This is a genomic window from Nocardia canadensis, from assembly GCF_032656385.1.
Lineage (GTDB): Bacteria > Actinomycetota > Actinomycetes > Mycobacteriales > Mycobacteriaceae > Nocardia > Nocardia canadensis.
On record NZ_JAVCWB010000002.1, the window covers coordinates 93,240 to 104,836 of the forward strand.

Here is an 11,597-nt window from a genome sequence, read left to right on the forward strand (position 1 = left end):
GGGCTTCATCCCGTTGAACCGTTCGTGGCCGTGGGGACTCCGTGAGGTCTCGAAAAGGTTACGAAGACATCACGGTGGTTTGTAAAGTCGGACATCGGTCCGAGAGGCAATTCGGAAGATCTGCCCGAACTTTGTGTGCGAGCTGCGTCACACCAATCACGAAACGATAACGCCAGGTCGACTTCGGGCGGCTTCCGGACTGCCGCCCGGCGCGTCGTGGACGGCTTGTTCGCGGCCTATTGGTCTACCCCTAGGGGTGAACCCCCAGGTCGCCTCCGCGCGTCGACCCTCGAACCGGTCGGTCGACCAAGCGTGCCCGCGGGCGGCGCGCCGCCCGCTCCGGCGGCCGCCGATCGGTAATCGGTCTTACCCGATGAAATTCGGCCCGGTCATGTGATGTTCGGCAAACTGTGAGCCCGGTCTCATTCGAGTCTGATCAAGGTCATTTTGTTCGCATCGGAACGAAAGTCTCGCGGCGAATGGCCGGGCGCGGGCTTCTCGGCGGCGCCCGGCGAACCGGTTCCCGTGCGGCGCGCGAGGCCCGGCGCGGAACCGGGTTCGGCGACGGCGAGCGTGTCGTACCCCCGTCCTACGCTGCTCGCCGTGCCCGATCCCGTTCCGCTCCCGGCCGCCGCGCGTCAGCTGGCGTTCGACGAACTCGACACACCGCTCTACGACACCACCTTCGTCGTCGTCGACCTGGAAACGACCGGGACCAGCCCGGACGGGGACTCCATCACCGAGATCGGGGCGGTGAAGGTGCGCGGGGGAGAAGTGCTGGGGGAGTTCGCGACTCTGGTGAATCCGGGATTCGCGATCCCGCCCGCGATCGTGCAGATCACCGGGATCACCACGGCGATGGTGTACGAGGCGCCGCGGATCGAGGCGGTGCTGCCGGGTTTCCTCGAGTTCGCCGCCGGCGCGGTCCTGGTGGCGCACAACGCCCGTTTCGACACCGCCTTCCTCAAGGCCGCCGCCGCCCGGCAGGACATCGCCTGGCCGAATCCGCAGGTGCTGTGCACGGTCAAGCTCGCCCGGCGGGTGCTGACCCGCGACGAGGCGCCCTCGGCCCGGCTCGGCGTGCTCGCCCAGATCCTGGGCGCCTCGACCACCCCGACGCATCGCGCCCTCGACGACGCCCGCGCTACCGTCGACGTGCTGCACGCCCTGATCGGCCGGGTCGGCAACCAGGGCGTGCACAGCCTGACCGAGCTGCTCGACTATCTGCCCGGGGTGACCGGAACCCAGCGCGCCAAGCGCGCTTTCGCCGGTGATCTGCCGACCGCGCCCGGTGTCTACCTGTTCCGTGGGCCGTCCGACGAAGTCCTCTATATAGGGACGGCTGTCAACCTGCGCCGCCGTGTCCGCACCTACTTCACCGGTTCGGAGACCCGCGGCCGGATGAAAGAGATGGTGGCCCTGGCGATCCGGGTCGACCATGTGGTGTGCGCGCACGGTCTGGAAGCGGGGGTGCGGGAGTTGCGCCTGCTGGCCGCGCACGCGCCGCCCTACAACCGCCGCTCGAAATTCCCCCGGCGCGGCTGGTGGCTCACCCTCAGCGACGAAGCCTTCCCCCGGCTCACCGCGGTGCGCACACCGACGCGAACGGCATTGGGGCCGTTCGGTTCCCGCGCCGATGCCGTCGATGTGGCGGCGACGATCGCCGAGTTCGCCGGCCTGCGGACCTGCGCCACCCGGCTCACCCGCGCGGCGCGACACACCTGCCCGCCCGCCGTCGTCGGCGGTTGCCCGGCCGCACGCCCCGAGGTCGACCTGGACGCCACCGGCTACGCCCCGGCCGTGGACGCGGTGCGCGACCTGCTCGCCGGTCGCTCGGACGCGCTGCTGCGCGCCATGCTCGACCGCATCGAAACCCACTCCACCGCTGAGCATTTCGAGGCCGCCGCCCGCCTGCGCGACCGCGCCGCCGCCGTCGTCACCATGCTGCACCGCACCCAGCGTCTCGCCGCGCTGGCCCGGCTCGCGGAACTGATCGTCGCCCTGCCCGACGGCGCGGGCGGCTGGGAGTTCTCGGTGATCCGCTACGGCCGCCTCGCCGCCGCGGGCACCGCCCGGCGCGGCACCCCGCCCATGGCGGTCGTCGACCAGATCGTCGCGGCCGCCGAGACCGTCCTTCCGGACCTGGGCGACGCGGCGACCACCGGCCGCATCCGTCCGGCCGCCGCCGCGCCCGGCATGGACGCCCCGCCCGCCCACGATGCCCTGTTCGCCTGCGCGACCCCGCCCGACGACGACATTCCCCCGTTGCGCGGCGCCCCTCCCGAGGAGGTCGGCGTCATCGCCCGCTGGCTGGCCAAGCCCGGCGCCCGCATCGTCCGCACCAGCGAGGGCTATCGCGAACCCCTGCACGGCGCGGCCCGCTGGAAAGGCTGGGCCCAGCTGGCCCGCACCGCCGCCACCACGGTCGGCCCGGGGGAGCAGTACCTGGCCGAACGGTGACCGCGGGTCCGGAGGATCATGGAAGCGCCTGTCACGCCCCGGTGACGGCGGGAGAGAGGGCGAAGGCGCGAATGTTCGTGAAGGTGTGCGGTCTGACCACCGAGGAACAGATCGACTGGGCCGTCGAGCTCGGCTACTCCGCGATCGGCGTCATGGCCACGCCCAAGAGCAAGCGGTACCGCACGCCCGCGCAGGCCCGTGCCCTCGCCGACTACGCGCGCGGCCGGATCACCACCTTCGTCGTGGCTCTGGCGGCCGCCGAGGTCACCGAGGTGGCCGACGCCTTCGACGTCGTCCAGCTCTATCAGTGGGCCGACCTGCCCAACCTCGCGTTCTGCTCGTCCACGCCGCCCGCGCCCGAGCAGACCAGCGAGTACTTCTTCTACGACGCCAGCGCGGGCTCCGGGATCTTCGAGGAGTTCCCGGACTGGGTGCGCGCGCTGCCCGGCAAGGTGGTGCTGGCCGGCGGGCTCGATGCCGGCAATGTCGCCGAGACCATCGCCCGGCACCGCCCGTACGGCGTCGACGTGTCCAGTTCGGTGGAATCGGCGCCCGGGGTGAAGAGCCTGGAGCTGATGCGCCGGTTCAAAGCGGCCACCGAGCGGCCCGAAGTTCTAGGCTGATCCCATGATTACCGCGATCGTGCTGATCCAGGCCGAGAACTCTCGTATCCCCGAGACCGCGCAGGCTCTCGCCGACACCGCCGGAGTCGCCGAGGTGTACTCCTGCGCCGGTGACGTCGATCTGATCGCGATCGTGCGGGTGCGCGATCACGAGCGCATCGCCGAGGTCGTCACCAGCGGCATCGACAAGGTCCCCGGCGTAGTGCGCACCACCACCCACATCGCCTTCAAGTCGTACTCGAGCGCCGACGTGGAAGCCGGATTCTCGCTGGGGGAGTGAGGCTTTCGCGCGTTCAGGACTCGTCGAGGACCTGGGTGAGCTCGGCCCAGCTCTGCAACAGCTTCGCCGCCGCGCCGCTGTCCACCGCGGCGGCGGCGCGCTCGAGCCCGCCGGTCAGGGCGGCGTCCAGATCCAGGTCGACGTCGCCCGCGCCGCGCGAGAGATCGTAGGCGACGATCGCGGCCGCCGAGTTGAGCAGCACCGCGTCGCGCACCGCGCCCGGCGCGCCGGCGAACATCTCGCGCGCGATCCCCGCGTTGGCCACGGCGTCACCGCCGCGCAGCGCGTCCAGGTCCACCCGAGGGATGCCGAGGCGGGTCGGATCGAGCACGGTCTGCCGGATCCGCCCGCCGCTGACCACCCACACGTCGGTGACGTCGGAGGTCGTGATCTCGTCGAGTCCGTCGCGTCCGCGCACCACCAGCGCACTCGCGCCACGCTCGGCGAACACCCCGGCGATGACCGGCGCCAGGTCGGCGAAGGCGCAGCCGATCAGGCCTGCGCGCGGCTGCGCGGGGTTGGTGAGCGGGCCGAGCACGTTGAACACGGTCGGGATGCCGATCTCCTTGCGCGCCGGACCGGCGAAACGCAGCCCCGAGTGGAACAGCGGCGCGAAACAGAAGCCGATCCCGGCCTCGCGCACCGACCGCGCCACCGACTCCGGGCCCAGCGCCAGCTTCACGCCCAGCGCCTCGAGCACGTCGGCGCCGCCCGCCTTGGACGACGCGGCCCGGTTGCCGTGCTTGACCACCGGCACCCCGGCGGCCGCCACGACCACCGAGGACATGGTGGAGATGTTGACCGACCCGGAGCGGTCACCGCCGGTGCCGACGATGTCGACCGCGTCGCCGTCGACGTGCACCAGGCGGGCGTGCCCGAGCATGCCCGCGACCATCCCCGCCAGCTCGGTGGGGGTGGGGCCCTTGATCTTCATGGCGACGCCGAAAGCCGCGATCTGGGCGGCGGTGGCATTGTCGGTGAAGATCTCGTCGATCACCCAGGTCGTGTCGTCCGCGGCCAGGTCGCCGCCGTCGGCGAGGGTTCCGAGCACCTGGGGCCAGCTGCGCACGCTCATCTGCTCCGCATCTCCGTTCGACATCGCCATCGCGCAACTCTGATCGGGCGCGGCGGGGTAGCGCAAGCCTATTGCGCCGTTGGCTGAGTTTACGGCGCGGGACGCGGCGGTTGCAGCGCGTCCCAGCCGTCGGCGACGCCGTCGTGGCGTTGCGCGAGCCCGGCCATCCGCGATCGCTCCTGCGAACAGGTCAGCGGATCGAGGCGCTGCACCCGCTGCAACACGACCGGCACCAGCTCGCCCGCGGTGGTGTCCACGGCCTCGGCCCGCGCGTAGCCGTCGTAACCGGCGATCTCGGCGGCCTCGTCGATCCGGTCCGCGGGCAGGCGCAGGTGGTGGCGCAGGACCGCGTCGGCGTCCCGGTCGAGCTCGGAGGCCCGGTCCAGCGCCGCCGAGCAGGCTTCGGCGTCGTCGAAACTCGCCGCGACCACGACGAGATCGGTCCGCGCGGGGTCGAGCGACTCGCCCTGCCCGCCGAACAACCGCCGCCACATCCGCACCACGACCATCGCCGCCTCCTCGTCTCAGGTTATCCACATCCAACGCTGTCACAATGGGTCGTCACGTGATCGTCGCCAACACGCCGACGGAGGTCGTAGACCCCCTCTGTGCGTGGGTTTTCCGACTCCCGCGACAAACTTTCGTACCCGGGTACAGCTGTCGTACTACGAAGAGTCATACTTACCCCGTGACGACCGCAGTAGGCACCCCAGGATCGGCCATTACTCAGCGTGTGCATTCGCTGAACCGGCCCAACATGGTCAGCGTCGGAACCATCATCTGGCTGTCGAGCGAGCTGATGTTCTTCGCCGGCCTCTTCGCCATGTACTTCGTTGCGCGCGCGCAGGCGCACGGCAACTGGCCCCCGGAGCCGACCGAGCTGAACATGAAGCTCGCCGTTCCGGTGACGGCCGTGCTGGTCGCATCGTCGTTCACATGCCAGATGGGTGTGTTCGCCGCGGAGAAGGGCGACGTGTTCGGCCTCCGTCGCTGGTACATGATCACCCTGCTGATGGGCGCGTTCTTCGTCGCCGGCCAGGGCTACGAGTACTACCACCTGGTGGAGGAGGGGACCTCGATCTCCGGCAGCTCGTACGGCTCGGTCTTCTACATCACCACCGGCTTCCACGGTCTGCACGTGATCGGCGGTCTGATCGCGTTCGTGTTCCTGCTGATCCGCACCACGCTGAGCAAGTTCACGCCCGCCCAGGCCACCGCCGCCATCGTGGTGTCCTACTACTGGCACTTCGTCGACATCGTCTGGATCGGGCTGTTCGCCACGATCTACTTCGTCCGCTAGCGCGCGGGCGCACAGCATTTGCACAAGTCGGTTCCGTCTACTCCAAAGGGACACAGATGAGTTCATCTCCCCCGTCGGCCCCCGAGCCCGCCGGCCCTGACCACGGTCAGGCCACCAAGGCGCGTAAGCAGCGTCGCGTTCGCCGTCGTATCGCGGGTGGCCTCGCGTTGCTGGTTGGTCTGGTCGGAGCCGGCTTCCTCGCCGCGGCACTCACCCCCGCGCCTCAGGTCGCCACCGCGCACGAGGACCAGTCCGCGCTGATCCGCGAGGGCAAGCAGCTCTACGAGACCTCGTGCATCACCTGCCACGGCGCGAACCTGCAGGGTGTCGAGGATCGTGGCCCCAGCCTGATCGGCGTCGGCGAAGCCGCCGTCTACTTCCAGGTGTCCTCCGGCCGCATGCCGATGGTGCGCAACGAGGCCCAGGCCATGCGCAAGCCCGAGAAGTTCGACGCGCATCAGACCGACGCGCTCGGCGCGTTCGTCGCCGCCAACGGCGGTGGCCCCTCGGTGATCCGCGACGCCAACGGTGAGATCGCGCAGGAATCGCTGCGTGGCGACGACATCGCCCGCGGCTCGGAGCTGTTCCGCATGAACTGCGCCTCCTGCCACAACTTCACCGCCCGTGGTGGCGCGCTGTCCGGCGGCAAGTTCGCCCCGCCGCTGGCCGAGGCCAACGAGCAGCAGATCTACGACGCCATGCTCACCGGCCCGCAGAACATGCCGAAGTTCTCCGACCGGCAGCTGACGCCGGAGGAGAAGCGCGACATCGTCGCCTACGTCAAGAACGCCGCGGAAGAGAAGTCGCCCGGCGGCTGGGACCTCGGCGGTTTCGGCCCGGCGACCGAGGGTCTGGCGATCTGGGTTATCGGCATCACCGCCGTGGTGGGTGCCGCGATGTGGATCGGATCTCGCACATGAGTGGACAGGAGCACAACGACATGGGTCGGGAACCGACCGAAGCCGAACTGGACGCGATGACGCGTGACGAGCTGGTCGAGCTCGGTACCGCGCGCGACGGCGTCGACGTCGCGTACCGCGGCGAGCGCTGGCCGGTCCCCGGCACGCGCGCGGAGAAGCGCGCCGAGCGCGCGGTCACGTTCTGGTTCGCCATCTCCGGCCTGGCCGCCGCCGCGCTGATCGGTGTCTTCCTGTTCTGGCCGTGGGAGTGGAAGGGCAACGGCGACGAAGGCCATGCCGCCTACTCGCTGTTCACCCCGCTGGTCGGTCTGACCTTCGGCATCTCGGTGCTGGTCATCGGCATCGCGGTGGTGCTGATCCGCAAGCGGTTCATCCCCGCCGAGATCTCGATCCAGCAGCGCCACGACGGCCCGTCCGACGAGGTCGAGCGCCGCACCCTGGCGGCCGAGCTGCAGGACGCGCTCGACACCTCCACCCTGGGTCGCCGCAAGATGATGCTCGGTACCGCGGGCGCCGGCGTCGGCGTGCTGGGTATCGGCGCGCTGCTGGTGTTCGTCGGCGGCATGGTGAAGAACCCGTGGGCCAAGCGCGACAAGTCGCCGCTGTGGGTCTCGGGCTGGACCCCGGACTTCCCGGGCGAGACCGTCTACATCCGCCGCGACACCGGTCGCCCGCAGGATGTCGTGCTGGTGCGTCCGGAGGACCTGGACGCGGGCGCCATGGAGACCGTCTTCCCGTGGAAGGAGAAGTGGCGCGGCAACGAGCACGAGACGCTGCAGTCGCTGCGCGGCATCCGCAACGCGGTCATGCTGATCCGTCTGCGCACCGCGGACGCGGAGAAGGCCATCAAGCGCAAGGGCCAGGAGAGCTTCAACTACGGCGACTACTTCGCCTACTCGAAGATCTGCACCCACCTCGGCTGCCCCACCTCGCTGTTCGAGCAGCAGACCAACCGCATCCTGTGCCCCTGCCACCAGTCGCAGTTCTCGGCGACCGAGTGGGGTAAGCCGGTCTTCGGTCCGGCCGCCCGCGCGCTCCCGCAGCTGCCGATCACCGTCAACTCCGAGGGCTTCCTGGTCGCCAACGGCGACTTCATCGAGCCGCTCGGCCCGGCCTTCTGGGAGCGTCGTTCATGAGCACTCTGGTGGCGAACCAAGCCAACGAGATGGACGAGCGGTATCGCGCCGCCGCGTTCATGAAGCGGTCGATCAACAAGGTCTTCCCGACCCACTGGTCGTTCCTGCTCGGTGAGATCGCGCTGTACGCGTTCATCATCCTGCTGCTGTCGGGTATCTACCTGACGCTGTACTTCGACCCGTCGATGGCGCACGTGACCTACGACGGCGCCTACCAGCCGCTGCGCGGCGTCGGCATGTCGCGGGCGTACGAGACCGCGCTGAACATCTCCTTCGAGGTGCGCGGCGGTCTGTTCGTCCGGCAGATCCACCACTGGGCGGCCCTGCTGTTCGCGGCGTCGATCATCATCCACCTGTTCCGCATCTTCTTCACCGGCGCGTTCCGCAAGCCGCGTGAGGCGAACTGGGTGATCGGCTCGCTGCTGCTGATCCTGGCGATGTTCGAGGGCTTCTTCGGCTACTCGCTGCCCGACGACCTGCTCTCGGGTACCGGTCTGCGCGCCGCGTTCTCGGGTATCACCATCGGTGTCCCGGTCGTCGGTACCTGGCTGCACTGGCTGATGTTCGGCGGCGACTTCCCCGGCGACATCATCATCCCGCGCCTCTACATCGCGCACGTGCTGCTGCTGCCCGGCATCATCCTGGCGCTGATCGGCGCGCACGTCGCGCTGGTCTGGTACCAGAAGCACACCCAGTTCCCCGGCCCCGGCCGGACCGAGAACAACGTGGTCGGCGCGCGCATCGTGCCGGTGTTCGCCGCGGACCAGGGCGCGTTCTTCGCGTTCACCCTCGGCATCGTCGGCATCATGGGCGGCATCCTGCAGATCAACCCGATCTGGAACCTGGGTCCGTACAACCCGTCCCAGGTCTCGGCGGGCTCACAGCCCGACTTCTACATGATGTGGACCGACGGCATGGCGCGTCTGATGCCGCCGTGGGAGCTGTACCTGGGTCGCTACACGATCCCGGCGGTGTTCTGGGTCGCCCTCGTCATGGGCCTGGTGTTCACGCTGCTGATCGCCTACCCGTGGATCGAGAAGCGCCTCACCGGCGACACCACCGCGCACCACAACCTGCTGCAGCGTCCGCGCGACGTGCCGGTGCGTACCGCTATCGGTGCCATGGCCATCGCGTTCTACGTGGTGCTCACGCTGTCGTGCGTCAACGACATCATCGCGCTGAAGTTCGACATCTCGCTGAACGCGACCACCTGGATCGGTCGTATCGGCGTGCTGCTGCTGCCGCCGCTGGCCTACTTCGTGGCCTACCGGTTCTGCATCGGCCTGCAGCGCAGTGACCGCGCGGTGCTCGAGCACGGCATCGAGACCGGTGTCATCAAGCGCCTGCCGCACGGTGAGTACATCGAGGTGCACCAGCCGCTGGGCCCGGTCGACGACCACGGCCACGCGATCCCGCTGGAGTACCAGGGCGCTCCGGTGCCCAAGAAGATGAACAAGCTGGGTTCGGCGGGCAAGCCGGGCACGGGTAGCTTCCTGCGCCCCGACCCGAAGGCGGAGTCCGACGCCTACTTCGAGAACGAGCACGTCGAGGAGCACAAGATGCTCACGGCCCTCGCCGAGGAGCAGGCCCGCGCCAACGGTGACGAGCCGCACGGTCACTGACCGCGCACCGACGCACACGAGGAAGGCCCCGAGTCGCTACGACTCGGGGCCTTCCTCGTCATCTCGGTCGCTACAGCCGTGGGGTGCGCCGGTAGGCCTCGATCGCCTCGAACTTGGCCAGGTTGTGGCGGGCATCGGCCAGCGCGTCGTGGGCGTCGTCGGGGATCGGCGGCAGTTCGGGGCTGCCGTGCGCGGCCCAGTGCTGGCGCAGCTCGTTGGTGTAGCGCGGCATGCCCTTGGGCAGCGCGGTCATATCGCCCCAGAGCTGGCACAGCGCGACGTGGTCGTAGGCCGAGACCCAGGCCCACAGCTCCGGCTGCACGCTCGGGCGGGGCAGGAAGAACTTGAACAGGTCGTCGCGGATCTGCGCCCTGGTGCGATACAGCGGCGATCCCGCCGGCGGCAACTTCGGCAGCACATGTTTGCGCACCCACGGACCGGCCCGTCCCGCGTCGAATTCGGTGGAGACCGCGTAGTACTCGCGACCGTCCTCGCAGACGACGCCGATCGAGATCAAATCGATCGTGGTGCCGTCCTCGATGAATTCGGAGTCGTAGAAATATCGCAGGGAGATCGCCTCTTCGTGCCGGTGGGCGGCCGTGACCGTCCGAGGAGGACGACGCGGTCCGTGACCCACGATGGGTCGGGAGAAACCCTATGTCGATGGTTCGGCGACGCGACGAACGGGTAGCCGGTACGCCGGATATTCGCCGGGCGGCGAAAGCCGTATTCTGATCTGGTGACCTGGACCGTCGACGTACCCATTGACCGCCTGCCGGAACTGCCGCCGCTGCCCGCCGAGCTGCGCCACCGGCTCGACGCCGCCCTGGCCCGGCCCGCGCTGCAGCAGCCGTCCTGGGACGCCGACGAGGCCGCGACGATGCGTACCGTGCTCGAGAGCGTGCCGCCGATCTGCCTGCCCGCCGAGGTGGAGGAGCTCAAGACCCAGCTCGCCGCCGTCGCGCGCGGCGAGGCGTTCCTCATGCAGGGCGGTGACTGCGCGGAGACCTTCGCCGACAACACCGAGCCGCACATCCGCGGCAATATCCGCACCCTGCTGCAGATGGCCGTCGTGCTCACCTACGGCGCGAGCCTGCCGGTGGTGAAGGTCGCGCGCATCGCCGGGCAGTACGCCAAGCCGCGCTCCTCGGACACCGACGCGCTCGGGCTCACCTCCTACCGCGGTGACATGGTCAACTCCCTGGTCGCCGACCAGCAACTGCGCCGCCACGACCCCTCGCGCCTGGTCCGCGCCTACGCCAACGCCAGCGCCGCGATGAACCTGGTCCGCGCGCTGACCACCGCGGGCATGGCCGACCTGCACCAGGTGCACGACTGGAACCGCGACTTCGTCGCCCAGTCGCCCGCCGGCGCCCGCTACGAGGCGCTGGCCGAGGAGATCGACCGCGGCCTGCGCTTCATGACCGCCTGTCAGGTCAACGACCCGAGCCTGAAGTCGGCCCGCATCTACGCCTCGCACGAGGCGCTGGTGCTCGACTACGAGCGCGCGATGCTGCGGCTGAGCGAGTCCGAGACCGGCGAGCCGCTGCTCTACGACCTCTCGGCGCACTTCCTGTGGATCGGCGAGCGCACCCGTCAGCTCGACGGCGCGCACATCGCGCTGGCCGAGTTGCTGGCCAACCCGATCGGCCTGAAGATCGGGCCGACCACCACGCCCGATCAGGCCGTGGAGTACGTCGAGCGGCTCGACCCGCACAACGAGCCCGGTCGGCTCACCCTGGTCGCCCGCATGGGCAACGGCAAGGTGCGCGACGTGCTGCCGCCCATCATCGAGAAGGTGCAGGCCACCGGCCACCAGGTCATCTGGCAGTGCGACCCGATGCACGGCAACACCCACGAGTCCTCCACCGGCTTCAAGACCCGCCACTTCGACCGCATCGTCGACGAGGTGCAGGGCTTCTTCGAGGTGCACCACGCGCTGGGCACCCACCCCGGCGGCCTGCACATCGAGCTGACCGGCGAGAACGTCACCGAGTGCCTGGGCGGCGCGCAGGACATCTCCGACCTCGACCTCGAGGACCGCTACGAGACCGCGTGCGACCCGCGCCTGAACACCCAGCAGTCGCTGGAGCTGTCGTTCCTGGTCGCCGAGATGCTGCGCTAGTTCGGAGCGCTGGCGCGCTCGAACCGCCGCTGCGCGGCGATCCCTCCTCGAGGCCG

General features: G+C 69.5%; 11 protein-coding genes. 8 read left to right on the forward strand and 3 right to left on the reverse strand.

The features are described from left to right. Nucleotides 1-603 precede the first annotated feature (603 nt). The 3 genes from Q7X29_RS03710 to Q7X29_RS03720 all read left to right on the forward strand — a co-directional run bounded on the left by Q7X29_RS03710 (nucleotide 604) and on the right by Q7X29_RS03720 (nucleotide 3,363). A complete protein-coding gene (locus Q7X29_RS03710) occupies nucleotides 604-2,460 on the forward strand; it encodes a DEDD exonuclease domain-containing protein (RefSeq protein ID WP_316573307.1) in 1,857 nt (618 codons plus the stop codon). 71 nt (nucleotides 2,461-2,531) lie between these two features. Further along, nucleotides 2,532-3,083, forward strand: a complete 552-nt coding sequence (gene trpF / locus Q7X29_RS03715; RefSeq protein WP_218717264.1) for a phosphoribosylanthranilate isomerase — start codon at nucleotides 2,532-2,534, stop codon at nucleotides 3,081-3,083. Nucleotides 3,084-3,087: 4 nt separating this feature from the next. Continuing rightward, a complete protein-coding gene (locus tag Q7X29_RS03720; protein WP_218717263.1) occupies nucleotides 3,088-3,363 on the forward strand; it encodes an Lrp/AsnC family transcriptional regulator in 276 nt (91 codons plus the stop codon). Nucleotides 3,364-3,376: 13 nt separating this feature from the next. Here the strand turns inward: Q7X29_RS03720 and trpD are convergent, their stop codons facing one another. Together trpD and Q7X29_RS03730 are read right to left on the reverse strand one after the other, a co-directional pair. After that, the gene (trpD, locus tag Q7X29_RS03725; protein WP_218717276.1) at nucleotides 3,377-4,438 is read right to left on the reverse strand and encodes an anthranilate phosphoribosyltransferase; all 1,062 of its coding nucleotides are present in this window, start codon (nucleotides 4,436-4,438) and stop codon (nucleotides 3,377-3,379) included. Between the two features lie 89 nt (nucleotides 4,439-4,527). Beyond that, a complete protein-coding gene (locus tag Q7X29_RS03730) occupies nucleotides 4,528-4,947 on the reverse strand; it encodes a hypothetical protein (protein WP_316573308.1) in 420 nt (139 codons plus the stop codon). Nucleotides 4,948-5,126: 179 nt separating this feature from the next. On the opposite strand from Q7X29_RS03730, the gene ctaE reads away from it, so the two are divergent. The 4 genes from ctaE to qcrB are packed head-to-tail and all read left to right on the forward strand — an operon-like array spanning nucleotide 5,127 to nucleotide 9,416. Further along, a complete protein-coding gene (ctaE, locus tag Q7X29_RS03735) occupies nucleotides 5,127-5,738 on the forward strand; it encodes an aa3-type cytochrome oxidase subunit III (RefSeq protein WP_218717261.1) in 612 nt (203 codons plus the stop codon). Between the two features lie 56 nt (nucleotides 5,739-5,794). Beyond that, nucleotides 5,795-6,658: a cytochrome bc1 complex diheme cytochrome c subunit gene (gene qcrC / locus Q7X29_RS03740; RefSeq protein ID WP_218717260.1), complete on the forward strand. Its 864-nt coding sequence runs from the start codon at nucleotides 5,795-5,797 to the stop codon at nucleotides 6,656-6,658. Then, complete coding sequence (gene qcrA / locus Q7X29_RS03745; protein ID WP_255587357.1) at nucleotides 6,655-7,794, forward strand: cytochrome bc1 complex Rieske iron-sulfur subunit; 1,140 nt, start codon at nucleotides 6,655-6,657, stop codon at nucleotides 7,792-7,794. Before qcrC ends, qcrA begins: the two co-directional genes overlap by 4 nt. Then, nucleotides 7,791-9,416, forward strand: a complete 1,626-nt coding sequence (gene qcrB, locus Q7X29_RS03750; RefSeq protein ID WP_218717259.1) for a cytochrome bc1 complex cytochrome b subunit — start codon at nucleotides 7,791-7,793, stop codon at nucleotides 9,414-9,416. Before qcrA ends, qcrB begins: the two co-directional genes overlap by 4 nt. A gap of 70 nt (nucleotides 9,417-9,486) precedes the next feature. Here the strand turns inward: qcrB and Q7X29_RS03755 are convergent, their stop codons facing one another. Beyond that, the gene (locus Q7X29_RS03755) at nucleotides 9,487-9,984 is read right to left on the reverse strand and encodes a polyadenylate-specific 3'-exoribonuclease AS (protein ID WP_218717274.1); all 498 of its coding nucleotides are present in this window, start codon (nucleotides 9,982-9,984) and stop codon (nucleotides 9,487-9,489) included. Nucleotides 9,985-10,155: 171 nt separating this feature from the next. On the opposite strand from Q7X29_RS03755, the gene Q7X29_RS03760 reads away from it, so the two are divergent. Next, on the forward strand, nucleotides 10,156-11,541 hold the full coding sequence (locus Q7X29_RS03760) for a class II 3-deoxy-7-phosphoheptulonate synthase (protein ID WP_218717258.1): 1,386 nt from the start codon (nucleotides 10,156-10,158) through the stop codon (nucleotides 11,539-11,541). The last annotated feature ends 56 nt before the right edge of the window (nucleotides 11,542-11,597 follow it).

What these genes read in the sequence shown, in the direction of transcription:
- trpF (WP_218717264.1), top strand. Translation starts at nt 2,532, where the DNA reads ATGTTCGTGAAGGTGTGCGGTCTGACCACCGAGGAACAGATCGACTGG.
- Q7X29_RS03720 (WP_218717263.1), top strand. Translation starts at nt 3,088, where the DNA reads ATGATTACCGCGATCGTGCTGATCCAGGCCGAGAACTCTCGTATCCCC.
- trpD (WP_218717276.1), bottom strand. Translation starts at nt 4,438, where the DNA reads ATGAGCGTGCGCAGCTGGCCCCAGGTGCTCGGAACCCTCGCCGACGGC.
- Q7X29_RS03730 (WP_316573308.1), bottom strand. Translation starts at nt 4,947, where the DNA reads ATGGTCGTGGTGCGGATGTGGCGGCGGTTGTTCGGCGGGCAGGGCGAG.
- qcrC (WP_218717260.1), top strand. Translation starts at nt 5,795, where the DNA reads ATGAGTTCATCTCCCCCGTCGGCCCCCGAGCCCGCCGGCCCTGACCAC.
- qcrA (WP_255587357.1), top strand. Translation starts at nt 6,655, where the DNA reads ATGAGTGGACAGGAGCACAACGACATGGGTCGGGAACCGACCGAAGCC.
- qcrB (WP_218717259.1), top strand. Translation starts at nt 7,791, where the DNA reads ATGAGCACTCTGGTGGCGAACCAAGCCAACGAGATGGACGAGCGGTAT.